Origin of the sequence: Paenibacillus germinis, assembly GCF_013141785.1 — a bacterium.
Lineage (GTDB): Bacteria > Bacillota > Bacilli > Paenibacillales > NBRC-103111 > Paenibacillus_E > Paenibacillus_E phytorum.
Window position 1 is genome coordinate 253306 of the sequence record NZ_WHOC01000183.1, and the last position, 26567, is coordinate 279872.

At 45.3% G+C, this 26567-nt stretch carries 20 protein-coding genes; 17 read left to right on the plus strand and 3 right to left on the minus strand.

Annotated elements, in window-relative coordinates:
- Positions 1–17 precede the first annotated feature (17 nt).
- Positions 18–2177, plus strand: coding sequence for an AMP-binding protein (locus GC102_RS36390; protein WP_171693813.1), 2160 nt, complete (start codon positions 18–20; stop codon positions 2175–2177).
- A gap of 15 nt (positions 2178–2192) precedes the next feature.
- Positions 2193–3362 (plus strand): lysophospholipid transporter LplT, encoded by a 1170-nt coding sequence (gene lplT, locus GC102_RS36395; protein ID WP_171693814.1) that lies wholly within the window; start codon positions 2193–2195, stop codon positions 3360–3362.
- 1 nt (position 3363) lies between these two features.
- On the opposite strand, the gene GC102_RS36400 is transcribed toward lplT, so the two are convergent.
- Positions 3364–4299 carry a diacylglycerol/lipid kinase family protein gene (locus GC102_RS36400; RefSeq protein ID WP_171693815.1) on the minus strand — a complete coding sequence of 312 codons (936 nt, stop codon included), beginning with the start codon at positions 4297–4299 and terminating at the stop codon, positions 3364–3366.
- Positions 4300–4530: 231 nt separating this feature from the next.
- On the opposite strand from GC102_RS36400, the gene GC102_RS36405 reads away from it, so the two are divergent.
- Positions 4531–6303: a methyl-accepting chemotaxis protein gene (locus tag GC102_RS36405; protein WP_171693816.1), complete on the plus strand. Its 1773-nt coding sequence runs from the start codon at positions 4531–4533 to the stop codon at positions 6301–6303.
- Positions 6304–7108: 805 nt separating this feature from the next.
- Here the strand turns inward: GC102_RS36405 and GC102_RS36410 are convergent.
- Positions 7109–7795, minus strand: coding sequence for a DUF559 domain-containing protein (locus tag GC102_RS36410; RefSeq protein WP_246321309.1), 687 nt, complete (start codon positions 7793–7795; stop codon positions 7109–7111).
- A 923-nt stretch (positions 7796–8718) separates the two neighbouring features.
- Between GC102_RS36410 and GC102_RS36415 the strand changes: the two genes are divergently transcribed.
- The 14 genes from GC102_RS36415 to GC102_RS36480 all read left to right on the plus strand — a co-directional run bounded on the left by GC102_RS36415 (position 8719) and on the right by GC102_RS36480 (position 25462).
- Complete coding sequence (locus GC102_RS36415) at positions 8719–9120, plus strand: DMT family transporter (RefSeq protein ID WP_246321310.1); 402 nt, start codon at positions 8719–8721, stop codon at positions 9118–9120.
- A gap of 23 nt (positions 9121–9143) precedes the next feature.
- Positions 9144–9587: an OsmC family protein gene (locus GC102_RS36420; protein ID WP_171693817.1), complete on the plus strand. Its 444-nt coding sequence runs from the start codon at positions 9144–9146 to the stop codon at positions 9585–9587.
- Positions 9588–9724: 137 nt separating this feature from the next.
- Positions 9725–11539: a sensor histidine kinase gene (locus tag GC102_RS36425; RefSeq protein WP_171693818.1), complete on the plus strand. Its 1815-nt coding sequence runs from the start codon at positions 9725–9727 to the stop codon at positions 11537–11539.
- Entirely contained in the window at positions 11536–13134 is a 1599-nt protein-coding gene (locus GC102_RS36430) for a response regulator (RefSeq protein WP_171693819.1), read from the plus strand. Before GC102_RS36425 ends, GC102_RS36430 begins: the two co-directional genes overlap by 4 nt.
- Positions 13135–13229: 95 nt before the next feature.
- Positions 13230–14585, plus strand: a complete 1356-nt coding sequence (locus tag GC102_RS36435) for an extracellular solute-binding protein (protein WP_171693820.1) — start codon at positions 13230–13232, stop codon at positions 14583–14585.
- Between the two features lie 11 nt (positions 14586–14596).
- Entirely contained in the window at positions 14597–15481 is an 885-nt protein-coding gene (locus GC102_RS36440) for a carbohydrate ABC transporter permease (protein WP_171693821.1), read from the plus strand.
- Entirely contained in the window at positions 15478–16293 is an 816-nt protein-coding gene (locus GC102_RS36445) for a carbohydrate ABC transporter permease (RefSeq protein ID WP_246321311.1), read from the plus strand. Before GC102_RS36440 ends, GC102_RS36445 begins: the two co-directional genes overlap by 4 nt.
- A 22-nt stretch (positions 16294–16315) precedes the next feature.
- Positions 16316–17947: a beta-N-acetylhexosaminidase gene (gene nagZ / locus GC102_RS36450; protein ID WP_171693822.1), complete on the plus strand. Its 1632-nt coding sequence runs from the start codon at positions 16316–16318 to the stop codon at positions 17945–17947.
- Entirely contained in the window at positions 17947–19032 is a 1086-nt protein-coding gene (locus GC102_RS36455; RefSeq protein ID WP_171693823.1) for an ROK family protein, read from the plus strand. Before nagZ ends, GC102_RS36455 begins: the two co-directional genes overlap by 1 nt.
- 163 nt (positions 19033–19195) lie before the next feature.
- Positions 19196–20452, plus strand: a complete 1257-nt coding sequence (locus GC102_RS36460) for an MFS transporter (protein WP_171693824.1) — start codon at positions 19196–19198, stop codon at positions 20450–20452.
- 264 nt (positions 20453–20716) lie between these two features.
- Positions 20717–22321 carry a LytS/YhcK type 5TM receptor domain-containing protein gene (locus GC102_RS36465; RefSeq protein WP_171693825.1) on the plus strand — a complete coding sequence of 535 codons (1605 nt, stop codon included), beginning with the start codon at positions 20717–20719 and terminating at the stop codon, positions 22319–22321.
- Between the two features lie 6 nt (positions 22322–22327).
- The gene (locus GC102_RS40460) at positions 22328–23071 is read left to right on the plus strand and encodes a LytR/AlgR family response regulator transcription factor (protein ID WP_171693826.1); all 744 of its coding nucleotides are present in this window, start codon (positions 22328–22330) and stop codon (positions 23069–23071) included.
- Between the two features lie 131 nt (positions 23072–23202).
- Positions 23203–25263, plus strand: coding sequence for a carbon starvation CstA family protein (locus GC102_RS36475; RefSeq protein ID WP_171693827.1), 2061 nt, complete (start codon positions 23203–23205; stop codon positions 25261–25263).
- A gap of 4 nt (positions 25264–25267) precedes the next feature.
- Positions 25268–25462: a CstA-like transporter-associated (seleno)protein gene (locus GC102_RS36480; protein ID WP_171693828.1), complete on the plus strand. Its 195-nt coding sequence runs from the start codon at positions 25268–25270 to the stop codon at positions 25460–25462.
- Between the two features lie 55 nt (positions 25463–25517).
- Here GC102_RS36480 and GC102_RS36485 read toward each other — a convergent pair whose 3' ends face one another.
- Entirely contained in the window at positions 25518–26273 is a 756-nt protein-coding gene (locus GC102_RS36485; protein WP_171693829.1) for a DeoR/GlpR family DNA-binding transcription regulator, read from the minus strand.
- Positions 26274–26567: the final 294 nt, after the last annotated feature.

Genomic DNA, 26567 nt, shown 5'->3' on the forward strand with positions numbered 1-26567 from the left:
TCTTAGGAGGAGTCCCAATGATCAAATGGTTGTTTGTTGCTCTGTTAAAGCTGTTGCTTCCCCTATTGCGTCCAGTCTTGATGACAAGCTTTAAGGTTAAAGTTAGGGGGATGGAGCGGCTCGATTTGACGGAGAAAACGGTGCTTATTCCTAATCATGTCTCTTTACTGGATGCTGTGCTCTTAGCTTTGATCCTGCCGAAGGAAGTGGCATTTGTAGTAAACACCAAGATTGCAAAGCAGTTTGCTTGGTTGCTCCTTTTTCGGACGAATATCGCGGTAGATCCTTTGAATCCCTACTCGGTACGGACGATGCTCAGAACCGTTCAAAGCGGAACGCCTCTTGTAGTATTTCCGGAAGGACGAATCACAACAACCGGGGGCATGATGAAGGTATATGGTGGGATTGGCTACATTGCGCTGAGATCACAGGCACGCATGCAGCCAATTGCGATCAATGGACTGGAGCATTCGAAGCTATCTTATCTTCGCGGCAAATTGAAGCAGTTCTGGTTTCCGGCAGTGAGCATCACGTTTGGCGAAGCTTTTCAAGTACCCATGAGTGAACATATCTCGAGACGAATTCAGAAGGAGCGGGCAACGGATATCATTCGCAGCCGCATGCAGAATCATTTGCTGGACAGCCGGATGAAGCCTGAGCTTAATTTATTCAACGAGATGCTGATAGCTGCTAAACTTCATGGCATTTCTACGGTTATTTGTGAAGACATCATAAGTGACTCCGCTTTAACATACCGCAAATTACTGCTCACAACGTATACGATGGCGGGGGTTCTAAAGCAGCTTCTTAAGGAACAGAACCGTGCTGCAGTTTTATTGCCTAATGCTGCTGCACATGTGGTCACCTTGTTTTCATTATTCCGATTAGGAGTAACACCGGCGGTATTGAATTATTCGGCTGGTAAGCAGACGATGTTGGATGCTTGCGAAACAGCCGCTGTGAAGACGATTATTACGTCCAAAGCGTTCATCGACAAAGCGGGACTTGCCGATTTTATCGATACCGCAAGCGGCGCTCTCAAGATTGTTTATCTCGAAGATGTTAAACAAAGTATCACTTTTAAACATAAATGTGTCGGGATTTTTCACTATCTACGGAAAGTTCAAGGACCTGTTGGCTCCGGAAAGAATGAAGTTGTTCTTTTTACATCAGGCAGTGAGAGTAAACCGAAGGGGGTCGTCCTTACACACCGCAATGTATTTGCTAATATTCAGCAGGCTAAGGCTGTAATTGCCTTTAACGGGTCGGATATTGTGCTTGGCGCGATGCCGATGTTTCATTCCTTTGGATTGACCGCAGGAACGATGCTGCCCATCCTTTCCGGTATGAAAGTGGTGCTTTACCCTAATCCCTTACATTATAAAGTCATTCCGGAGCTAGTCTACGATCGCAATATTACGATTCTGTTTGGGACTTCAACTTTTCTATCGGCTTATGCGAGAACCGCGCATCCGTATGATTTTGCCCACTCGCTGAAATATGTCGTGGCTGGTGCTGAGAAGTTGAAGGAGGAAGTCCGTCAAACCTGGTCTGATAAATTCGGGATTCGTATTCTAGAGGGGTACGGGACAACGGAGACAGCGCCCGTCATTTCGCTTAACACACCTATGTACGCAAAGAAGGGTACAGTGGGGCGAATCCTGCCAGGTATGGATTACCGTTTGGAAAAGGTGGAAGGAATTGAGCTTGGCGGTAACTTGTTGGTGAAGGGGCCGAATGTGATGAAAGGTTATCTCATTCATGGTCAAGGCTTCGTCCCATGCCCAGAGTGGTATAGCTGCGGAGATGTTGTTCAAATGGATGATCAAGGGTATATCTCGATTCAAGCAAGGTTGCAGTCTTTTGCCAAAATTGGTGGGGAGAAAGTGTCACTGCCGATGGTGGAGGAGCTTGTGACTGCAAGCTTGCCGCCTGAGGCGATATGCGCAGCGGTTAGTGTGCCAGATATGCGAAAAGGGGAGCGAATTGTTGTCTATCATAATATCCCCGGTGTCCAGCTTCAGCAAATCAGAGAGTCGATGAAACAGCAGGGTCATCCCTCCTTCTACATGCCTTCGGAGCTTCGTTATGCAGAAAAACTGCCGCTTCTAGGAAGTGGAAAAGTAGACTATGTGACGATCAAACGATCGGCTTTGAAGGATCATCAGGAAACCTAAAAGGAGCGAAAAGTTATGAAAATGAATCCACTTCAGACGCTGTATGTGACGCAATTTCTTTCCGCTTTTGCCGATAATATGATTCTCTTCATTACCTTGGCGATCATTAAACAACAGGCATTCCCTGATTATTATATTGGCGTTGTGCAAGCCTGCTTTCTTATTGCCTTCGTCATTTTCGCACCGTTCGTTGGGGCCTTTGCAGATAAAAACGCGAAATCACAGGTCCTTCTCGTCGGAAACGCCATCAAAGCCATTGGAATTATAGCCCTGTTCCTACATCTTGATCCTGCTGTCAGTTACGGAATTGTCGGGATAGGAGCCGCGGTATATTCACCTGCCAAATATGGCATCCTGCCTTCGCTTACGCATTCGGAAAGCGAACTGCTGAGAGCCAATGCACGTATTGAGGGCTATACGATTATGGCTATTCTCATTGGCTCTGTGTGTGGCGGCGTTTTGGCGAAAATCTCGCTTACTGGGTCTATTGTTGCTTGCTTCGCGCTATACTTGATTTCATTACTTTTAACGCTGCAAATTCCTAGAATTTCAGGCAATTCGAGTATACGCTACGTCAAAGAGGCCAGAGCATTTCTAACGGATATGAAGCTCTTGTTAAAAGATCGCACGACTCGCTTTTCTCTGGTAGGTACGGGTTCATTCTGGATGACTTCCTCCGTCGTCCGTCTTGCGATTATCGCATGGGTGCCGGCGCATCTAGGCATACAGTCTGTTGATCAGATTTCGATGCTCGTTGCCGTCACAGGCATAGGTATTATGGTTGGAGCACTCATGACGCCCAAATTGATTCCGGCACGTAAATATTATAATTCCTATGTATTTGGGATTGTCATGATTATCAGTATATTGCTGTTCCCGCTTATTACTAACTTATATCTCACCATATGTCTTCTACTTCTCGTAGGCTTCAGCGGCGGCGTATTTATCGTACCGATGAATACAGTACTTCAAGATAAAGGACAGGGAATGGTGGGGGCAGGCAAAACAATTGCTGTTCAAAATTTCCTCGAAAATTCCATGATGCTTGCAGGTGTAGGTATATATACACAAATATCCAAGGATGGTTTATCACCTGATATCTCGATCATGGGAATTGCTGTTATACTTGCTGGCTTCGTAGGATACCTGATAATACAGCGTCAACGCTTGAAAATCGTCGTGTAAGTTAACCTTCACTCAGAAATGACCCGATAACAGTTAATGCAGAAGGTACAATCTCGATTTGGAGCGGTGTTGATCCGGAGAATTCCCCGTCCGCTTGGACGAGTAAAGGAATTTGTGTACTTAGTGAAATCGACGTCCCTTTATAGAAAGAAACAGCGGGATGATGAATATGCTTACCTTGATAAACTGTGAAAAGAATCGGCAGCAATCGGTATCGCCCTCTGCTTTGAATCACGGCAACATCGGCTACGCCGTCGTGAGGAGAGGCAGCAGGGCATATTTGTATGGAGCCACCGTAAAAGGGGATATTGGCGACAGCTGTCAGCCACATGTTTGGCAATTCATGAACCGTGCCGTCAACTTCTAACCATGCTGTGCAAGGCTGATAAGTGGCGAACACTCTTAGGATCGAGATAAAGTAGGACAGCTTACCGAGTCCAATGCGATTGAGAATTTTTTTGTAGCCAGCCTCGTTTGTCAATTTAGCCACCATGCCATCGAAACCTGCCCCAATGCTATTCACAGCAATCATTCCGTTCTTTGTACGCAGAAGATCAATTTGAACTTTCGTAGTCTCCGACAATGCGGCTTCCAGGGCTTGTATAGGTTGAGTAGGAATGCCATAAGCCTTGGCGAAGTCGTTACCTGTTCCAGCAGGAATGACCGCAAGTGGACAGTTAAATCCGGTATTTTGTATTTGCCATAACCCTCCGGCTGCCTCATGAATCGTTCCATCCCCACCGATCACGATCAGCTTATCGACACGGTGCTCTTGAACAAGTGTGATGGCGTGCTCAGTGGCTTCTCCTGCTTTTGTCGTTATTTTTGCCATATAAGAGATATGGTTTAACTGTAGATAAGTCTCTATTTCTCTCCAAATGCTAGCTCCTCTACCATCCCCCGAAAGAGGATTCACGATAATTCCGATCAACTTCATTTCATTTAGCTCCGATCTATCCTGAAAATGGAATAAATTGTATACGAAATATGATACTTTTTACCTAATTTTGTCTTTACATCGGGAACGCTGTTTTGTAGAATAAACCGTAGGTTAATTAAAATCTTTTGTGTAAGGTTTTATTACATCATGGAAATGAAATGGTTTAGTAGTGCAGTGGACAAGTAGTTAGACTACAAGATCTATCACTCGGGAGGAGAACGGGAGACTTTGAAATTCAAAACGAAATTGAATGCGGGTAACTTGAAGAACGTAAGAAATATGAGAGCTAACCTGTCCATCCTTCGAAACCTTAAATTACGTTTTAAACTGCTGCTTATGAACGCTATCGCTATTTTGTTCCTACTAATTGTAGGTATTACGGGTTATTATTATATGGATAAGATGTCTAGTAATTCTACTAAAATGTACGAGGAAAGTCTGCTATCTGTCAAATGGATTAATCAATTGAAGTCAAATTTTAATGAAACCGAAGCCAATCTGCTAGAGATGATGCTTTCGACTGATGTGAAATACAAGGTCAAATTAAAAGTTAAATTAGATGAAAACAGTGCCAAGAATAAAGAGTTGGTTACTAAACTAGCGGGAATTGCTTTAAATCAAGAGGAAACTGATGCTTTTAAAAGCTTTGAGGAACTGAATCTGAAGTACCGCGATGTTATCGTTAGAACGATTGAACATGCTACCCAAAATAATCAAGTAGCTTACCAAGTGTATAACAATGAGGTTTCACCTCAAGGTGATAAAACGATTGAAGCATTGGACAAATTGGTTCTGCTCAAAGAATTTGCTGCTGAACAATTTCAGCGTTCGAGCAGCGCAGACTCAAAGACTTCTCACTGGGTCATTATCCTTACCATTGTTATCGCAATCATCGTAATGACAGCAAATGCACTCGCTTTGAATATGATTATTACGATGCCAATTCGCAGACTGCAAGAGCATATGGAGAAAGCGGCGAGCGGTGATCTCTCTATAAAAGGTGACTATCCTTATGAGGATGAGGTCGGTAAATTAACAGGCTCCTTTAATGTCATGACCGAAAGCTTGCGCAGCTTAGTCAAACAAATTGCTGAGAATGCGTTGACACTCTCAGCGAGTTCAGAAGAACTTCTAGCGAGTTCGGAGCAAAGCTCCATGGCTGCGAAGCAGGTAGCGGCATCCAGCCAGAAGCTATCCGAAGATTTCGATAAGCAGTTTGCTGGCGTGAATCAAGCGAACGAGGCTGTTCACCAAATGCTTACAAGTACGAAGCTCATTGATGAGTCAGCCCAAGAGGTTGCTGAGCTCGCAGAACAAGCAACCCAAGCCGCACAAAACGGCAAACAATCCGTTGTCTCGATTGCCGGTCAAATGACGGAAATCTCCGATGCTGTTCGCGAAGTCAACGATGTGATTGAAGCATTAGGTAAAAATGCATACAAAATCGGTGAGATTGTCAATGTGATCAACGAAATTTCTACTCAAACGAATCTTCTCTCTTTGAATGCTGCAATTGAAGCAGCACGTGCTGGTGAAGCGGGTCGCGGCTTCGCGGTTGTAGCAGGAGAAGTGCGTAAGCTTGCTGAGCAATCATCATCGTCTGCACGCAACATTACACAGCTTGTTTCCACGATTCAAAGACAAATCAATCACGCTGTAAGTTCCATGCATGCAGGAGCAGGCAAAGTGGAAGTTGGTTTATCAATTTCGGGGAAGGCGCAAGAATCCTTCGTCCATATCGAATCATCCGTTGAGAAAGTGAATGCGAAAGTGGAGAGTGTGAACACGAATATTCACCAACTTGTTGATGCTAATTTACGCATAGAACAAGTGATGGGTATCGTGAGTGCTGTTTCGGAAACAGGGATTTCCGTCAGTCAAGAGACATCGGCTGCCAGCCAACAGCAAATGTCGACGACCGAGGAAATTGAGAATTCGGCCAAGTCCTTGGCAGGACTTGCCGAGGAATTACAAATTTCTTTGCAGAAATTTACGGTGTAGAGAGATGACCGCGGGCGGTTTGCCTGCGGTTTTTTTGTTTGGGCCGCCGCGGAAACGGATGTATTCATCGCTAAAGTGTGGGGAGCGCGTGGAAGTGACTTGATAGTGAGAAAAACACGCTTAAAATCGGAGTATCCGTCCTGAACCTCCGTAATGTCTGCTGAGACGATGAGATTCATTGCTAAAGTGTGGGAAGTGCGAGAAAGTGACTCCATAGTGATGAAAAACATTCTTAAAGTAGGTGGATACGGCCAAATCCTCTGGATGAGTTGCTGAGACGATGAAATTCATCGCTAAAATGTGGGAAGTGCGAGAAAGTGACTCCATAGTGATGAAAAACATGCTTAAAGTAGGTGGATACGGCCAAATCCTCTGGATAAGTTGCTGAGACGATGAAATTCATCGCTAAAGTGTGGGAAGTGCGAGAAAGTGACTCCATAGTGATGAAAAACATGCTTAAAGTAGGTGGATACGGCCAAATCCTCTGGATGAGTTGCTGAGACGATAAATTTCATCGCTAAAGTAAGGGGAGTGCGAGAAAGTGACTTCATAGAGATGAAAAACATGCTTAAAGTAGGTGGATACGGCCAAATCCTCTGGATGAGTTGCTGAGACGATGAAATTCATCGTTAAAGTGTGGGAGGTGCGAGAAAGTGACTTCATAGAGATGAAAAACATGCTTAAAGTAGTTGGATTCGTGCAGAATCGTCCTAATGTCTGCTGAGACGATGAATTTCATCACTAAAGTGAGGGGATTGCGAGAAAGTAACTTCATAAAGATGAAAAACATGCTTAAAGTGTCATATTAATTAAAAATATGTAAATTTTGAAGTACCGCGGGCGTAAGACGGTAAGTGCGAATTCGCTTTGTTCCTTTACCTGCGATTTGGATCAACTCTTTTTCTAGCATGTCTTTCAAAATCAGTCGTGCCTTTTGTTTTTCTACGGAAAGAACATCGCATACATCTTGAGGTGTAAGTGATCTACTTAGTGTAAGTGCAAAGCGAAACACTTCTTTTTCTATGTAATTCATCCTCAAGTTTTGTGGCGACGTTCCGCCGAGGTAACGCCCCATAAACTGCTGCAGGGTTTGTTCACACATGCGAGGGCGATCTTTGACATCATCGTATGAGAAGCGTAGAATTTTCCATCCATCGATAATGAGGTGGTTTTGGCGATTGCATTGGTCGGCAAATTGAGTGCGGCTTATTTGGGAAGAGTGTGTACCGTAACCATCAATTTCGATGGCTAGTTTAAGGGAGTGACGTAGAAAAGCGAAGTCTAGGAATCGAGTTCCATCGCGAAAGTCTTTCACTTCATACTCGGGGTGTAGGTCGTTAAAGTTACCGAAAGCTGGCCACCAAACCTGATGAAGAAATGCTTTTTCAGCATGACCGTGGCCTTCTTTGAGTCTTCGAAATCGTTCCCCTTTTCGGATAGCTAGATGCTGAGATAGGTAATTTTCATGTGTAGTGTTCATAATATCGTTCATTATAGATGACCTCCCAAAGAAATAAATAAGCCGCTTTTCGAGATCAGCAAAGTGCTGAACTCGAAAAGCGGCGTGTGCTTCACGGCCGTATTTTAGAGTGAATGTGTAAGTGTATGTGTCTATTGAACCCAATTGTTCTATGTGCTACATGTCTATTGTCTTAAACAGATAATATCATAAGAACCTTTAAAGAGATAGTATCAGCCTTCATTTTTGAATGTATATTGGTCGATGGCAGGTAACTCTGTTTTAAGTGGTGAAGTTAGGCAGTATGCTTTGATGATGAGTTAAGGTTAACATGTTTGAATGTAAGAAGTTAGGGTTTAAATTTTGATGCGCTAAGCAAAAGCGCAGCCCCGTAGATTGGTGTGTACGACTGCTAAAAGAAAAAAATGTTGAAAAATAAGTACATCTGTATGTTGACATTTCGCGTTATTCCATATATAATTTATGAATTGATTGAAATGAACCATATAAACACTTAAAACCAAACCTCATTTACCCCACACGAACGATTAGCGAGAAGAAAGTAACCCCCTCTCCTTGTTTGTTTTTCTCCCAATGTGCAGTAAAAATCAGCTCATTTATGGTAAACCCGAGGCTACGTCAAGTGTTTCGGCAGCAGGTGTTTGTTAAGCAATTCGTACTGGCGCGGTCATTGGAGCCGCAAGGATGGAAGAGAGGTAGGGCTTTCATTGTTTTGATTCCAACACATTAATTATGCATTTTCATAGATATCAATGATAGCAAGTATAAGGCTGTTTTTATCTATTTTAGGGATAAGGATGGCCTTTTTCTATTGTAAAAAAATAAAATCGTTCTCGTCCTGACACCAGGAGTGAGAACGATTTTTGCTTACTGGTGAAACAAAGCGCATTCCTTTACAATTATAATTAACAGTGTATATGTAAAGGATGGTTGCTATGATTTGGAATATGAATTGGACTTTTTTACTGCTGGCAATACTATTTGAAACCGTAGGAACGACGGCCATGAAGATGTCGTCAGGTTTTACAAGATTAGGTCCTGCTATTGTTATGGGCATCTGCTATATTCTATGTTTCACTTTGCTGACGCTGGCTCTGAAGCAGCTCGATGTCAGTTTGGCTTATGCCATATGGTCTGGTGTAGGGACAGCACTTATCACAATAATCGGTATCTGGTGGTTCAATGAATCGGTTTCTACTCTGAAGGTGATTTCCATTGTTCTCATCATCTTAGGGGTAATTGGTCTACATATAAGCAGCACTGGGGACGAAGATCAATCGAAGGTCTCGCAAGCGCAAAATTCTTCAACGGCAATAAACTCGGACACGAAGGAATAGATGAAAGTGAGGCTCAAAAACCTATGAGCGAGCATCGTTTTGAACTAAAAGCGGAGTGGTCCGGAGGCTTGGACGGCACAGGTCACATCCGAGCGGGTAACCTGGTCTCGGACATATCAGTGCCAAGCCAATTAGATGGTCCTGGCATAGGGACGAATCCTGAGGAGATGCTGCTTGGCGCGGCAGCGACCTGTTATTTAATCACACTCGGCATGCTGCTGAAGCGTCAAGGCATTTTAACAATCGAGCTAAACTCAGAGATATTCGTCCATAGCAGTCCAGCAATGAAGGTTGATAAAATCATTCACCGGCCGCGAATCTGTATCCCAGCTCATACTTCACAAGAGATTACGGATAAAATAAGCAAAGCCGCCTATCGTGCTGAGCAGACTTGTATGATCAGTAAAGCTTTAAAAGGAAATGTTGAGGTCATCGTGGAACCTGAGATTCATCTATCGAAGGAGTAGAGGATTTTATCCCTATTGCATCCAAACCTATCCCTAGGATCATAAAATGCGGGTCATTTATAATCAATAGTAAGCAATGTAAAGGCGCCAACACTAGGATGGTGCCTGATTCGGTTTGGAAGGAGTCTGCCTCGACGATGAATTTGAACAAAAAAGTGTTTATCGGTTTTTTAATGTTCATTATTATTCCTTTGTTCGTACTAGGCTCCGCAGTTTATACGGTATCTCAGCAGCTAATTGAGAAGAAGTACGGCGATTTGACCGAGGTCACTTTGCAGGCGATTTCCCGTAATATTTATTACATGTTCAAGGAAGCCAATTACTTTTCGGACTTTTGGATGGTAAAAGAGAGTATTCAGGGTATTTATCGAACGATCGATGAGGTGAAGCCGAATGAAAACACGCTCTCGTCTTATGACTTGAATACCTTTGATACCTTGCTGCGCGGCTCCATATTGACCTATTCACCTGTGCAGTCCGTCGCGATATATAATAATGCCGGCAAATCGTTTAGTGCGGGGCGCGGGGGTGGAAGCGCTTTGCCATGGACAGCGCTGACGCAAAGTACCGCATTCCAGCACATACAGGAACTGAACGGAAGCCCACTCTGGATTGGACCTTCCGAATATAAGGAGTTCGGGACGGGCCGCGGGGAATTTTATCAAGCGAGATTGGTCAAAGATTTCTGGACGATGGACAACCTGGGGTTCATGCTGCTGAAGTTCAAATTCAATGAGCTTGATCAAATTTTCAAATCATTCAATACGAATGAGGAAAGCTCGAAGCGTTATTTACTCGTCAACAAAAGCGGACTTATTTTTTATGATAATAAGCAAAATCTAGAAGGTGCCAATGTGCTGCAACTGCTGCCCGGCAAATTGGATTTGCAGCTAAACAATAACAGTTTCCAGGCGAATTTTCAGAATGAAAAAAGCTTAATCTCACTCTATCATTTAAATATTAATCAGATGGGTGTTCAGGATTGGAGCGTCGTATCAATCACCTCCTGGAAGTATGTGGCCGGGGAAATTGAGACGATTATGAAGCTGGTCGCTGGGATTACGTTCGTCTGTTTATTTTTTGCACTTGTGTACAATCTGGTTTTCGTAAGGCGAATTGTTCAGTTGATTTTGCGTATGCTTTCCTCAATGAAAAAGGTTGAACGCGGTGATTTGACGACTCGCATGGAGGAAAGCGGGAAGGATGAAACGTCCGCTCTCGCTAGAGGATTCAACAGCTTGGTTGTGCGTGTAGAGGATCTTCTGGAAGAAGTCAAACGTCAGCAGGACCGTAAAAATAAGGCCGAGCTTATGCTGCTGCAAGCCCAGATCAAGCCGCATTTTCTTTTTAATACACTCGAATCCATCAATGTGCTAGCGATCCAAAATCAAGGGAAGAAAGTCAGTCAAATGGTGTATCGACTTGGGAATCTGCTGCGCATTGGAATGGAAAACAGAGAAGAGATTTCACTAAAGCAAGAGCTTGAGCATCTGAAAAGCTACCTCGAAATTCAAGAATTCCGATTTGAAGATCAATTTCAATATGACATTCAAGCTCCGCCTGAGCTTTTGGATTATTGCATTCTCAAGCTTACTCTCCAACCATTGGTAGAGAATAGTTTGCAGCATGGTTTTGAACCCATTGATTATATGGGCATGATCGCCATAAAGGTTGTGGATGAAAGAGAACGGATTGCTCTTTATGTGACGGATAACGGCATCGGTATAAGTGCGGAGAAATTAGCTAAATTCCATTACAAAACAGAGCTTGAGACGCCATTTCACGAAATATTGGGCGCAAATGAAGAGCGAAGAGGACTTGGAGTCAGCAATGTAGCTGACCGTATCAGGATCCAATATGGCGCAAATTATGGCATGTTCATTTGCAGTCAAGAAGGTCACGGTACGACGATGAAGATCGTGATCCCAAAAAATAAGGGGGAAGGCTTATGAGGCTAAAAGCGATATTGGCAGATGATGAGCCTAACATTTTGCGTAATTTGCAGGCGGTTATTCCTTGGGATGAACTGGGGATTGATATTGTTGGAACGGCCAAAAACGGTGTGGAAGCACTGGAACTTAGCAGTCAGCATGTGCCTGATCTAGTTATGAGTGATATTCGTATGCCGCTAATGGATGGGATTACGTTCGTTCAGAAGCTGCGTGATATCAATGAGAATTGTACGGTGCTTATGGTGACGGGTTATCAGGATTTCGAATATGTACGCTCGTTGATGCGAGTTGGCGTTAGCGATTACATATTGAAGCCTATTAACTATGAAGAGTTAGAGAATTCTATAAGCAAATTGGCGAATGAAATCAGGGTTAAGAAGCTAAGTGAGCAAGAGGAGCAGCAAAAGTGGGGAAAAATGAAAAATTTGGCCTATGAGAAGATCCTGCAGGACGTTTTGATGAATTATACGGAAATTACGCCGAAGACGCTGCTTCCGATTGATGATATGGACCTAGAAACATTGACCTATTTATTTGCGATGATCGATGTCGATGATTACTCACAGAAATCACTGCCTTGGACCGAGCAGGAGCGGAAACTATGGAATTTCGCAGTACGAAATGTATTACAAGATTCGTTAACGGATGAGAAATTGAAGTTCACAGTACTCCAGATCCGAGAAGGCGAGTGGTGTGTAATCATCCAATGGGATGAAAAGGGCGAAAGCACTGCATTGGTGAAGTTAAATGAAATAGCTGCTCAACTGCAGCATAACGTTTCCCAATCGGTTAAATTAGGCATTAGTGTCGGCATCTTCCCGTCAGCGGTGGGACTACGTCAGCTCTCTGAGGCCTATCGGAAGCTTCAGCGATTCATGCAGCTTAATTTGGGGAAGCAGGAATCCGTGCTGTTGTATAAAGAGTCCAGAGAGCCAGCTGATGCGAACAGCTCCTTATGGTATTTAGTAGAGGAAATTGTAACAGGTCTTAAACAGCTGAACCGTCTCAAAACGGAAGATGCCTTAAAACGCTTGAAATTACTGCTTGAAGGTTTGTCTGACAGCTCCTTTGCCAGAGCCTATCAGATGCTGCATTTCCTCATTCTTCATCTGCTCCGCGAACTGCGAGAAATGAATTCCCTTGATTTTCAGGAGGAAGAACAGATCTGGTGTCAACTGGATAAGAGCGAGAGCATTCAACATTTGCTTCAGGTTATGGTACAGCTTGTAGCACTTGGGCTGGAGGGGACGAATAAGAAGAAAAACAGCGAACTGCTCATGACAGCGGCGAAGGAATACATAAGAACGCACTATTCAAATGATTTCGGGATCGAGGATATAGCGAGCTCCCTAGGGATTAGCTCCAGCTATTTTAGTTTATTATTTAAGCAGCATTTTGGAGAAACCTTCGTTGAATATGTCACGAAACATCGGATGGAATTGGCGAAGTCGATGCTGCTCCACAGTGATAAAAGTATTACGGACATCGGAAAATCAGTAGGATACATCGAACGGCGATATTTTACCAAAGTATTTCAAAAGTTTACTGGCGAGATTCCATCGGAGTTTCGCGAAAAGCGCAAAGAAGCAAAGTAGAGGATTTTGCCCCTTTATAAGGAATTTGTCGGTCTTTAGGACAAACAACCGTTATTTTATACTTAGATGGCAAGCAAAAAAGGAGATCAATAAATATGAGAAAAGGAACGTTGATTTCGGTAGCAGCGGTAGTGGCTATGACGTTCATCGTGTCTGCTTGCAACAGCTTAACTTCGAACAATGAACAAAGCCTTCATGCAGGCGAGACTCCCGACCCCTCGGGGACAAAAGGAGAGCCGATCCTACTGACACTTCGTCATACGCAGGTGAAAGATACGCAGAAGAAGCGCTTCGCGATGCTGCAGGATGTTGTGAAAGCAACGGAGTCGAAGGTGCCTGGCTTATCGATTACGTTAGATGGGGTGGAGGATAAGGTCAATCGTTTCGAGAAGCTGAGAGCGGAGATGGCAGCTGGGAATCCACCGGAAATATTCGACTTGTTTGGCGGAACGGATACGAAGGATTACGTCAAAGCGGGTAGGCTGCTTGATCTTACGCCTATCCTGAATGAGCTTGGATTAATCAATAAGTTTTATAGCTTCGAGGAATTTACGGTTAACGGTAAAATTTATGGCATTCCAATGGCAGGGTACGTCGAGGGCTTGTACTATAACAAAAGGATTTTGGCGGATCATCAAATAAAACCACCTCAAACGTGGGAGGAACTGCTCGCTGCTGCCGCGATACTAAAAGCACAGAAAATAACGCCATTTGCGATGGCGGCTAAAGATTCATGGGTCATTAACATGATGAGTAATACCATGTGGGTACGCACGGCCGGGCCAGATTCTGTTCAGGGCTTATTGGATGGAAGTAAACGATGGACGGATCCGGATGTTGTGGATGCTTTTGAGAAATATCATACGTTGATTCAAAAAGGGTATCTCCAGGAAGGCAGCTTAGCACTGGCCTATGCCGAGCAGCAAAATAAATTTAGCAGCGGTGAAGCGGCTTTCATGTTCGATGGCAGTTGGGCGAATACGCCGCTGCTTGACCCTGAGAAGTCATCCATCGTAAAGGATGTAGGCTTCATGAGTTTCCCAGCTATGGGGGGCCTAGGAGATGGTTATATCAATGGAGGATGGTCTAATGCCTATGGATTCTCTAAAAAAGTGACGCCAAATCAGCTAGTGGCCATCAAGGAGTTTATCAGGCAAATGTATAATGAATCCATGCAAAAAAGACAGCTCGTCGAAGAAGGTATGCCACCTGCCATGAAGCTGCAGGATACGAGCAATGTAAACCCGCTCATTACGGAAATTTTGAATGTATTTGCAAGCAGTAAAGGTGCTTTCCCCGCATTCGACTCACGCATTCAAACGAAAGTTCGAGAAAAATTGGAACGCGGTATGCAAGAATTAATAGGCGGAAGAACAGACCCATCCACCTTAATGGCAGACATACAGAAGCAGCAAGAGGCTTCGAATAAGGAAGAAACCCATACCAAATAGTAGGATGAGACATGAATAAGATAGGAAGAAACCCATTTGCTTATGCGATTTTTACGTTACCAACACTGCTGCTATTCGTGATCTTTTTCTTATATCCCATGATCATGTCGCTGCGCTACGGATTCACAGAATGGAACGGAGTCTCGCCGGCGAGATTTAATGGTTTGGATAATTTCGTTACTGCTTTTCAAGACAAATATTTCTGGGTTGCAGTGCGGAATAACCTGTATTTCATTGGTTTTTCAGTTGGATTGCAAATCCCCTTTATACTCGGTTTAGCACTTCTGGTGAGCAAAGTTAGGCGATGGACTAGCTTCTACAAAACGATGATTTTCCTCCCGACAGTTCTTTCTACAGCTGTGGTTGGTGTATTGTGGGGGTTCATCTATCACCCGCAGGCGGGGCTGCTCAATCAAGCATTGGAAGCTGTAGGGTTACTGACTTGGCAGCACGTTTGGTTAGCAGAGGAAGCGACAGCGATGCTCTCTGTACTTGTTACCAACGCATGGCAGTGGATTGGATTCTATGCCGTGCTGGTTTTATCGGCAATCTATGCAATCCCCAAAAATATCTTGGAAGCGGCTGAATTAGACGGGGCGACAAGCCTGCGAGAGGCTTGGTCGATTACGCTTCCGCTGCTGCGTCCCGTCATCATGGTCATGATTTTGCTATCGATTACTGGAGCTATGAAGGCCTTAGACATCGTCTTTGTGATGACTGGCGGCAATCCGTATGGGATTACAGAAGTGATGGCCACTTATATGTATAAAAAAGCTTATCGCATTGGTGAATATGGGTATGCAAATGGAATTGCCGTACTTATTCTCCTTTTAACCGGCATGTTAACATCCTTGTTTGGCTGGTTCACAAGGAAGCAGGAGGAGGTGCGATATTGAAGGGAATTCCCTATCGCCGTGTCTTCCTGCATGTTGTACTCATGTTGTACATAGGCATTATTTTGTTTCCTCTTCTTTGGGTATTGAACTCCTCTTTTAAAACTAATAAAGAAATCATTGCCTCGCCGTGGTCCCTTCCAGAGCAACTCTCTTTTTCGAATTATTGGAATGCCTGGACTGGAGCACATGTAAGTCACTATTTTACGAACAGTTTGGTGATTTCTGTGATATCCGCCATGGTAACACTACTTCTTGGTTCGGCAACGGCATACGCCTTAACACGAATGGAATTTCCACGATTAAGCAAGTTCTTGAAGCGTATATTGATGCTCGCATTGCTTGTTCCCGCGGGATCCTTGCTTGTTCCTTTATATATGCTGCTTCGCAGCATGTACTTATACAACACACCGCTAGCCTTGATCCTGCCCTATATAACGATGGGTTTACCTTTGACTGTGTTTATTTTTAGTGCTTTTTTGAAATCCATACCGAGTGAGTTAGAAGAAGCGGGAATTATGGATGGATTATCGATCTATGGACTTTTGTGGCGAGTCATTATTCCAATTACGTTACCTTCACTCGTCATGGTTTTTATGCTCAATTTCCTCAGCAATTGGAATGAGTTTATGATGGCCAATCTGTTTCTAGCGAAGGAAAAGTTTAGGACACTTCCTGTGAGCATGGTAGCCTTTTACGACCAATTGAATATGAACTACGGTTCGCTCTGCGCGGCAATCATGTTTAGTGTTATTCCAGTCGTGCTGATGTATTTTATTTTGCAGAAACGTATCATTGAAAGCATTAAATCTTAACTTACTCAAGGAGCGTGTCATTATGTCATCTTCATCGCCCAATAACCAACATCCTTTAACCTTGCGTCAAAAAGTGGGTCAAATGTTTATTTGCGGCTTTGAATCTTTAGAACCCAATGCGTCCATTACCCAATTAATTGAGGAATATGGACTTGGCGGTGTTATCTATTTTCGTCGAAATGTAAATGATGCGCACCAATTGGCTCATTTGTCAGCCGAATTGCAAGCGATAAGTCTCCGCAGCGGCGGACAGCCGTTATTCATTGCAGTAGATCAAGAGGGAGGTATGGTTTCCCGTATTGAAAAAGGAGCAACTCTGCTGCCAGGGAACATGGCTTTAGGGGCTGCTTTTGCGCCCGCGGGTGTTTATGCCAGCTCCAAAGTGATGGGTAAAGAATTACGCCAAATGGGCGTGAACATGAACTTCGCCCCTTGTTTAGATATCAATAATAATCGATTAAACCCTGTTATCGGCGTGCGCTCTTATGGTGAAACAGCTGCGCTAGTGGGTGATTTGGGCACACATGCGGTGAAAGGCTTGCAGGATATGGGCGTTATAGCCACAGTCAAGCATTTCCCAGGGCATGGTGATACATCAGAGGATTCTCATCATGACCTTCCCGTTGTGCCACATAGTATGGAACGATTGATGGAGCTAGAGCTAGCCCCTTTCATTAAAGCGATTGAAGGTGGTGTAGACGCGATTATGACGGCGCATGTCGTCTTCGCGGCACTGGAAGAGAAAGGTGTTCCATCGACGTTGTCGTATCGCATTTTAACGGAATTGCTTCGTGAGAAGCTTCATTTCAAAGGGTTAATTGTAACAGACTGCCTGGAGATGAAGGCGATCTCAGAAGGGATTGGTGTGGCGGAAGGAGCATTTCGTGCCATTGAAGCTGGATCGGATCTGATTCTGGTTAGTCATTTGCTGGATCGCCAAGTGTCTGCAATTGAAGCGGTTATTGCTGCGGTGGAAAGTGGACGGATTCCGGAGTCGCGAATTGATGAGTCCGTGCTGCGGATTATGACCTATAAATATAAGCGAGAGATTCGATATGATACGTTAGAACCCATCCCGACCGAACCTATCTCTACACCCGAGCATCAACTGCTGGCCAAAGAACTGAGCCGTAAAAGTATTACAAGGGTTAAGGATGAAGTAGGTAAAGTGCTGGATCTGAACGAGCCGACCTTGGTCATTTGGACGGAAGTACAAACGGGAACTGAGATTGATGAAGTTGTGGAACGGAGCGGGACACTGGGCATTGTCTTATCTGAGATAGCCGGAAAGCTTATTAAGGAGGTTTACTTGGGGCTATATCCTTCGGATGCGGAGATTGCATCGGTTCTGGAAGCTTGTGAGAGTAACAAGCAAATTGTCATTGTCACATATAATGCAACATTCTCAGCAGGACAAACCAGGTTGGTTAAAGAATTAGTTCAAAGGAAAGAACCGTATGTTATCGTGGCTGCCGGGAGAAATCCTTATGATTTACTTGAATTTCCTGAGGTAAAGACTTATTATGCATGTTATGAAAACCGTCCGCTTGCGATGGTTTCTCTCGCGAATGTGCTTCTTGGGAAAGAGAAAGCGGTTGGAAGGCTGCCTGTGACATTGTCGGAGGAGTATCCGCTTGGTTGGAGGTTAGATTGATGGGGAAAGGGGAAAAAGAGATGACATTGGAGCAAGACAATCAGCAAGATGTTTTTGTAAAGGGTAAAAGCATGGAACAAGTTGGGGGAGAACAAGATGTCTTCGTTCGGGAGTACTTTATTGGGGTAGATCTGGGAGGCACGAAGATGTTGGCCGCCTTGGTTGCGTATGATGGCAGCATCATCGCAAGAGAAGAGATCCCCACCCTTGCGCAGCAGGGAGAGGTAGCTGTGCTCGATCGACTGGGTAACTTGATCGAGGGAATTCTCGCGGCTGTGCCCGGCAGCCGCAGCGCTCTGCGCGGTATTGGCGTCGCCACCGCGGGCACGCTCGATACGGCGAACGGTGTCGTCACCTTCGCCACGAATCTCGGCTGGCGCGACGTTGCCGTCGCCGCCGTGTTGTCGGACCGCTTCGCTTGCGAGGTCCGGCTCGAGAACGACGCCACCGCCGCAGCGGCTGGCGAATGGCTGGCCGGCGCGGGCGAGGGCGCGCCGGACTGTATCTTCGTGACGATCTCCACGGGGATCGGCGGGGGCATCATCTCCGGCGGCCGCTTGATCGCCGGAGTCAACCATAACGCAGGGGAGCTTGGCCACATTTCCATAGATGGAAATGGGCCACGCTGCCTCTGCGGGAATGTGGGGTGCCTGGAGCTCTACGCGTCAGGCACCGCCATTGGCCGCCGCGGCGCCGAACATGTGCGCCGCGTTGCGGGAGGCGACGGCGATGCAGCCGGCGCCCTGACAAGGCTTGCGGGAGGCGACCCAGACCGCGTCGATGCGCGGTTGGTCGCGGCCGCAGCCGCGGAAGGGGATGCCGAAGCAAGCGGCATCCTGCGCGAAGCGGGACGAGCCCTCGGCATCGGGCTCGTGAGCATCCTTCACCTGCTCAATCCGCAGGTGGTCATTCTTGGCGGCGGAGCTTCGCACATCGGCGAGCCGCTCCTGGGTCCGATGCGTGAAGTTATCGAGGATCGCTGTCTGCCTTCGATTCTTAGCCCGGTCCGATTCGTAACATCCGCTCTTGGTTCCTCCGCAGGAGCTGTAGGCGCAGCCCTGCTCATGTCGAGGGATGGACGCTAAGTCATTTCACTTTATGACCGGTCATATGACAAATTGCACTAGACGTTAGACACCTTTTTCGTTACATTTGATGAGGCTTATGAAACTTTCTTGGTTCCGATTACGTCGGAATGAAGTTGACGTTTTATAGACCAATCTATTGTCGAAGGGGTGTTTTTTTTCTATGTCTCAAACCGTATCTAATTCTGCGCCAACGATGCGATCTTTTTTTGCTAATCGTTTCGTGCAGTCCATTATGTTATCGGGTCTTTTCCTCCAAATCGGGATTTGGATTCGTAATTTCGCGATTCTCCTCTATGTAACCGACATGACGAACAACGATCCTTACTCGGTTTCCTTGATTTCTGTTGCCGAGTTTGCGCCGATATTTATTTTCTCTTTCATTGGCGGTGCCTTTGCAGATCGATGGAGACCTAAGCTCACGATGGTCTGGTGCGATATTCTCAGCGCTGCCTCGGTGTTTGTCATTATGGTTACCCTGTATTATGGTTCATGGAAGGCGATCTTTTTTGCCACATTAGTGTCGTCCATCCTGTCCCAATTCTCTCAGCCGTCCGGGATGAAGCTGTTCAAGGTTCATGTGCATGAATCCCAAATGCAAATGGGGATGTCATTATTTCAATCGATGATGGCTATCTTTATGATTTTGGGTCCAATTATGGGGACTTTCGTGTACTATACCTTTGGAATCGAAGTCGCTATAGCAATCATGGGAATTTGCTTCGTGCTTTCCGCTCTTGTCCTAACGTTTCTACCATCTGACCGTAAAGCTGAAAAAGGATCCGCTGGACCATCCACGCATATTTTTGCTGAGATGGGTGAAGGTTTCCGGTATGTGCTCAAGAATAAAATGCTTGTCACTTTGGGAGGCTGTTTTGCCGTTGCCGGTCTTGCGATTGGTCTAATCAGTCCGCTTGGTATCTTCCTTGTTACAGAAAATTTAGGCTTGCCTAAAGAGAACTTGCAATGGTTTATGGCCACGAATGGTGTCGCGATGATTATCGGCGGAGGCTTGACGATGGGCTTTTCCAAAAAAATGTCGTCGCAAGGGCTCCTTATACTCGGGATGTCAGTCAGTGTCGTGGCGTTTGCGGTTATTGGCATGACACATCTACTATGGGTAGCACTTTTGATGCAATTTATGTCCGGTCTCGTTATGCCTGCTATTCAAATTGGTATCAATACAATGATTCTTGGCAACACGGAGGAGTCGTTCGTGGGTCGTGTGAATGGTATTCTGAATCCATTGTTCATGGGTGCCATGGTCATCACAATGAGTTTGGCTGGAAGTATCAAAGCTTCTTTCTCGCTTGAAACGATTTATCTCACTTGTGCAGCTTTGTTTCTAATCGGAGTCTTCATTATGGTGCCTTCGTTGAAATATAAGCAAAATGTGGTGCCGCAAGCTAGTAGTGAGTGATGCATAAACCCTCCCGATATTCGGGAGTGCACGGAATAAGGACCATGTTTTCTACAAACCGAGCAAAGACCCGGAGGATGGACACTTTGAAAAAAGTGGCTTCTCTCGGGTCTTTTACGTTTATGTTCGATCTTCCTTCACAAAGCTGCTGAACGACTCTAAAATCGAATTTTGGAGTTTGCCTACAAGTTACTGCAAGGACACCCGATTTCTGCTAGGATTATTTTAAAAGAAGTTAAAAGAATGTAAAAAGGTGTGTGAAAGATGCTTCAGTTGTTCGTCGATATGATTGAAAGGGTTGGATTCTTGATAGCACTTGCTTTTGCCTTTTCTCGCAGCCGTTGGATGCGCAGTTATATGAGCTATCAAGGTAATAGGACCTATCAATGGCGTTTTCTTTTCTTTTTCACTGCTTATGCAATTCTAGCCACCTACTCGGGTGTGACGGTATCCGACTATACGTATCGACCGGCTCCATGGATCGGCGAAGTTTCCCCAACAGCGGCCATAGCCAATGCACGAACCGTTGGTGTCGTCATTGCCGGTTTGCTTGGCGGTGTGAAAAGCGGGTTCATCGTTGGTGTCGCAGCCGGCCTGCATCGATACAGCTTGGGTGGATTTGTTGCCGTAGCCTGTATGATTGCGCCTATTCTGCAAGGTGTCTTGGCTGGACTTTGCCGCAATGCGTTCAAGAAACGCTTCCGCAAGGTGTCGTCGATTAAACTCGCCTTTCTTGTAGGCTTCATGGCTGAATCTCTGCAAATGGCACTCATTCTAGCGCTAGCTAAGCCCTGGGGGGATGCTTTAAACCTGGTTTCGCTCATAGGTTTGCCTCAGACCCTCGCTAACAGCATCGGGGTGGCGCTTTATTTCGTTCTGTACAACACGATGGAGCGAGAAGAGGATCGCATCGGCGCAGAGCATGCTCACAAAGCACTGCAAATCGCGGATATGACGATGCCGCTTTGGCGATTGGAATTCGAGAAGGCGGTACGTGAAATCGCGAAAGTTTTGAATGAGGAAATGAAGGCCGTTGGTGCATTTTTCAGCAAGAATGGCTCGGCATGGGTAGCGGAAGGAAGAAAAACAAAGCATTGGATCGACCTGTTCATTCATATTCCGAATCAGCGTCCGATTGGGCAATTTCGCTTGTATTTCGAACGAGAGCAGGATGATAATCCATCTCGTAGACGAATGTTGTCCTCGCTTGCCGGTCTGCTTTCTCAGCAGTATGCGTTTGTCGAGTCCGAGAGACAGTCGCAGCTGCTGGCCGATGCGGAGATTCGTTCGCTGCAGGCGCAGATGAATCCCCACTTCCTGTTTAATGTGCTGAATACAGTCAAATCGTTTATTCGTACTAAACCGGAAGAGGCCCGTCAGATGGTGATGCACTTGTCTAAGTTTTTGCGCAAAAACATGAGCCATAGTAACCAGCGGATGATTACGATACGTGACGAATATGAATTGGTCATGTCTTACCTTAGTTTGATTAAATCACGTCTTGGGGATCAAATGGAATTTTATGCTGAAATCGATGAAAGGTTACTGGATCATCAGATACCACCTTTTACGATTCAACCTCTTGTCGAGAACGCCATTGTTCATGGCATCAAAAACAGGAAGGGAATCGGTGTGATCAAGCTTATTGTGAAGGAGGAACTGGACGATGGAAAGCGACATGCACGTATTACTGTCGAGGACAATGGAGTTGGCCTAGAAACTGCCCGGCTTCACAGTCATGGGGAACACGCCGGTATGGCATTGCGGAATATCGAACAGCGGCTACTCTACCATTACGGAAGAGAGCATCCGCTCGAGATAGAGAGTAAATCAGGCGAAGGCACAAAAATAAGATTCTGGGTGAGGTGATGGTAGGTGGGCTGGAATATCGTGATTGCTGATGATGAAGCGCCAGCAAGGGAAGAATTAGTATATCTCTTAGAGCAGTGCGAAGATGTAGACAAGGTGACACCGGCTTCCAGCGGAATGGATGCAATTAAGAAGGTAAAAGAGCAAGCACCGGATGTCTTATTTCTCGATATGGACATGCCGGATCTTAACGGGCTTCAAGTGGCGGAAATCGTAGGAGAGATCAATCCGCAGGTGAAGGTTGTGTTCTCCACTGCGTACGATCAATATGCTGTTCATGCGTTTAAGCTGCGTGCTTTTCATTATATGCTCAAGCCCTACGACGAAGAAGATATAGCTATCGTCTTCCGAGAGCTGCGTAAAGTTCGCATGCAGAACGGATCAGGCGTCCTAGTCCATCCTTCCACCGGAATGACAAGTATAAAGCTAGCGCTAGAATTGGATGAAGGTATTACCTATGTGTCACCGAAGGATATCATGTATATCAGCAAAGAACTTAAACATGTACAGGTTCATCTTCGTGATAAAGCCTATAGCGTTTCCTACACATTATCAGAGCTGGAACAAAAGTTGGAGCCATTCGGTTTTTTTCGCTGCCACAAAAGCTATCTCGTCAACCTGGCTTCCATTGCTGAGATGAAGACCTGGGTCAACGGCGCTTACAATCTGCTGATGGATGACGCCAGGCGAAGCTGCATACCTGTTAGCCGAAATTATGTGAAGCTGCTGCGTTTGAAACTCGAAATTTAACATCATAAGGCCCCAAAATGGCATGATGCGTTCCAGCTGTTTCACTCGGAAACCAAACAAGCTATACTCCTTGTAAGCGTTATCAACCAATAGTCAATTGAAGAAGAAAACACTTACTAGGAGTGATAGGTATGAAAAACAAATTTACTTCGTATGTGCTCTGGGGTGCGATTGCAGCGTTAGGTGCAGCTGGTTTCGCTATGCTCGCGCTTTCGAATGGCGAGAAAATTTCGGCAGCTTGGCTAATCATTGCCGCTATCTGTACGTATGCTTTTGGTTACCGTTTTTACAGTCGGTTCATTGCTAAGAAAATTTACGAGTTAAATGATCAACGGGCAACCCCAGCCCATGTTCATAACGATTCCAAAGACTACGTTCCGACCAATAAATATGTCCTTTTTGGCCATCATTTCGCGGCCATCGCCGGAGCAGGACCGCTTGTTGGTCCGATATTAGCCGCGCAAATGGGGTATTTGCCCAGCATTCTCTGGATTATTGTCGGGGCCGTTCTTGCTGGCTGTGTACAAGACTTTGTGACCCTTGTTGGATCCATGCGTCGGGATGGAAAGTCACTGGGGCAAATGGCCAAAGACGAAGTCGGTCGATTCAGCGGTACGTTAGCATCCATTGCAACGTTAGCGATTCTCATTATTATCGTAGCCGTACTTGGACTCGTCGTCGTGAAAGCGCTAGCAGAATCACCGTGGGGCTTGTTTACGATCGCCATGACCATGCCGATTGCCATATTTATGGGCTTTTATATGCGTTATATTCGACCTGGTAAAGTGATCGAGGGCTCCATCATTGGTTTCGTTTTGTTGATGATTGCTTTATGGTCAGGACAGTACGTAGCGGAAAGTCCTATGCTGTCCCAAATGTTTACCTTCACAGCTCCGCAAATCGCCATTTTGATGGTTGTCTATGGCCTAATTGCTTCTATTTTGCCGGTTTGGGTCCTTCTTGCGCCGCGTGACTATTTGAGTTCTTTTCTGAAAATCGGTGTTATCATCTTACTTGCTGGCGGCATCATGGTCCTTTTACCGGATCTGAAAATGCCGGCGGTGACCAAGTTTATTGATGGAACCGGGCCTGTATTTTCCGGTAACTTATTCCCTTTCCTATTCATTACGATCGCTTGCGGCGCGGTTTCCGGATTTCATTCCTTGATTTCTTCCGGTACGACTCCGAAAATGATCGATAGAGAAAGTCATGCGCCTTTTATCGGCTTTGCCGGTATGGCTGCCGAATCCTTCGTCGCCGTTATGGCATTGATCGCGGCGTGCTCCTTAGAGCCCGGCATTTACTTCGCGATGAACTCTTCACCTGCTGTGATTGGAACAGATCCGGCTGCCGTCGCGGCCAAAATCTCATCATGGGGCTTCACGTTGACTCCTGATCAGATTACAAGCACGGCAAAAGCAATCGGAGAAAAAACGATCCTTTCGAGAACAGGCGGGGCACCAACGCTTGCTGTAGGTATGGCTGAGATTTTTTCAACGTTCCTAAATGGAGCCAAAGCATTCTGGTACCATTTCGCAATATTATTTGAAGCTGTCTTTATCCTAACAGCAGTAGATGCCGGTACGCGTGTTGGCCGGTTTATGCTGCAGGATTTGATCGGTAACTTCTACAAGCCATTTGGCCAAACGAAAGATTTTAAATACAATTTCATTGCTTCGCTGCTTGTTTGCTCGGCTTGGGGTTACTTCTTGTATCAAGGAGCGATCGATCCATTCGGGGGTATCAATTCCTTATGGGCGTTATTCGGGATCGCGAATCAAATGCTAGCTGCCATCGCCTTAGCCGTAGCTGTAACGATTATGATTAAAATGGGCAAAGCCCGGTACGCTTGGGTAGGTATCCTTCCTTTTGTGTTCCTCTCCGTGACGACATTGACCGCTGGCTTCCAAAAAGCATTTTCCGGTAACGCAAGTATCGGGTTTTTAGCGGCAGCAAAGAAATACCAAGAAGGAATTAACAAAGGCCAAGTCATCGCGCCTGCTAAGAACATGGATGTCATGCATCAGATTGTGACGAATAACTATATTGATGCAGGGCTGACGATCTTCTTCGGTATTGTAGTCATTCTGATGATTATCATCTCTTTACGGGTATGGTACAATATCTTAATTCAAAAGCAGAAGCCTAAATTGAATGAAGCACCTTTTATACAATCCACATTTGGAGCCTGATGCCATGAAAAAAATAACAAGCTTTACAAACAAGGTCAGCACGACAATCAAGGTCATTTTCAATATACCGGACTATGAAAGATACTTGAAGCATCAACAGGATCATCATCCCAATGATACACCAATGACTGAAAAAGAATTTTACATGCTTTCCCTTTACGAACGTTATGAAAGCGGCAAAATTAATCGCTGCTGCTAAAAGAGAAACGGAGCATTACGGGAGGAATGAACCCGAGATGCTCCGTTTTATTTTTTTATAAAAATGGAGCTCCAGCATCTTTAAAGGCTGCCTTCATTTCCTGTGTTATGGCAGAATCGCTGATAATTCCGATGGTTTCTTGGACTTCCCCTATCACAAACAGGGAGCTGCGGCTGAACTTGGAATGATCGGCAACGAGGTAAGTTTCCATGGACTGCTTCATCATGCGCCGATTGGTCTCGGCTTCCAGCTCATTATAGATCATCATGCCGCGGGATAACGAGACACCGTCCACACCCATGAAAGTTTTGCGAATGCTGAGATTTTCTAACGTTGCATTGGCGAGTGGTCCCGATAGCTCGAAAGTTTGGGTGCGAATCACGCCACCCGTAAGAATGAGCTGAAGCCCTGGCGTTCCGATCAGTTCATAGGCGATATTAACCGCATTCGTGATTACGGTAAGGTTCTTGAATTGGTTAAGCTTTTTCGCGATAAATGTGGTTGTCGTACCACCGGTTAAACCGATAATATCGCCATCCTCAATGTAACGCAGCGCCTTGTCGGCGATTTCTTTCTTCTCATCCGTGTAGAGGTCCATTTTGTTGAAAAAAGGGACTTCGACCTTCAAGCTTTCAAGCACGGCGCCTCCAAAGGTGCGGATGCAGCGCTTTTCTTGTTCGAGTATCTCAAGATCCCGCCTAGCCGTTGCTTCGGATACAGCAAACTGCTTGACGATATCGGTCAAGGCAATGGAACCTTTATCTTTAATGGCTTGCATAATCGCATCGCGGCGAATGTCTGTCTTTCCCATGGTACCTCCTAAAGCAGATCCTTATTCTTCCTGTAGGTAACGCTTTCTTATATCTTATCATGTCAACGGATAAGCCGTCCATTGGATGGCGTCGAAGATTGGAGGAGCGGAGCGTGATCCACCGCATAAGGGATGCTAGAGACTTCTATTTGAGTGGAAAGTGCCAGAAAAGCAATAATAGCAGTCTCTAGAGACTCTTATTTGCTCAGATTTAATCCAATTTAAGCTCAATTTGCTAAATAAGAGTCCCCAGAGACTCCTATTTGAGTGGAAAGTGCCAGAAAAGCAATAATA

What these genes read in the sequence shown, in the direction of transcription:
- GC102_RS36425 (WP_171693818.1), top strand. Translation starts at nt 9,725, where the DNA reads ATGAATTTGAACAAAAAAGTGTTTATCGGTTTTTTAATGTTCATTATT.
- GC102_RS36475 (WP_171693827.1), top strand. Translation starts at nt 23,203, where the DNA reads ATGAAAAACAAATTTACTTCGTATGTGCTCTGGGGTGCGATTGCAGCG.
- GC102_RS36430 (WP_171693819.1), top strand. Translation starts at nt 11,536, where the DNA reads ATGAGGCTAAAAGCGATATTGGCAGATGATGAGCCTAACATTTTGCGT.
- GC102_RS36480 (WP_171693828.1), top strand. Translation starts at nt 25,268, where the DNA reads ATGAAAAAAATAACAAGCTTTACAAACAAGGTCAGCACGACAATCAAG.
- GC102_RS36465 (WP_171693825.1), top strand. Translation starts at nt 20,717, where the DNA reads ATGCTTCAGTTGTTCGTCGATATGATTGAAAGGGTTGGATTCTTGATA.
- GC102_RS36415 (WP_246321310.1), top strand. Translation starts at nt 8,719, where the DNA reads ATGATTTGGAATATGAATTGGACTTTTTTACTGCTGGCAATACTATTT.
- GC102_RS36400 (WP_171693815.1), bottom strand. Translation starts at nt 4,299, where the DNA reads ATGAAGTTGATCGGAATTATCGTGAATCCTCTTTCGGGGGATGGTAGA.
- GC102_RS36440 (WP_171693821.1), top strand. Translation starts at nt 14,597, where the DNA reads ATGAATAAGATAGGAAGAAACCCATTTGCTTATGCGATTTTTACGTTA.
- lplT (WP_171693814.1), top strand. Translation starts at nt 2,193, where the DNA reads ATGAAAATGAATCCACTTCAGACGCTGTATGTGACGCAATTTCTTTCC.
- GC102_RS36460 (WP_171693824.1), top strand. Translation starts at nt 19,196, where the DNA reads ATGTCTCAAACCGTATCTAATTCTGCGCCAACGATGCGATCTTTTTTT.
- GC102_RS36410 (WP_246321309.1), bottom strand. Translation starts at nt 7,795, where the DNA reads ATGAACGATATTATGAACACTACACATGAAAATTACCTATCTCAGCAT.
- nagZ (WP_171693822.1), top strand. Translation starts at nt 16,316, where the DNA reads ATGTCATCTTCATCGCCCAATAACCAACATCCTTTAACCTTGCGTCAA.
- GC102_RS36420 (WP_171693817.1), top strand. Translation starts at nt 9,144, where the DNA reads ATGAGCGAGCATCGTTTTGAACTAAAAGCGGAGTGGTCCGGAGGCTTG.
- GC102_RS36455 (WP_171693823.1), top strand. Translation starts at nt 17,947, where the DNA reads ATGGGGAAAGGGGAAAAAGAGATGACATTGGAGCAAGACAATCAGCAA.
- GC102_RS36435 (WP_171693820.1), top strand. Translation starts at nt 13,230, where the DNA reads ATGAGAAAAGGAACGTTGATTTCGGTAGCAGCGGTAGTGGCTATGACG.
- GC102_RS36485 (WP_171693829.1), bottom strand. Translation starts at nt 26,273, where the DNA reads ATGGGAAAGACAGACATTCGCCGCGATGCGATTATGCAAGCCATTAAA.
- GC102_RS36390 (WP_171693813.1), top strand. Translation starts at nt 18, where the DNA reads ATGATCAAATGGTTGTTTGTTGCTCTGTTAAAGCTGTTGCTTCCCCTA.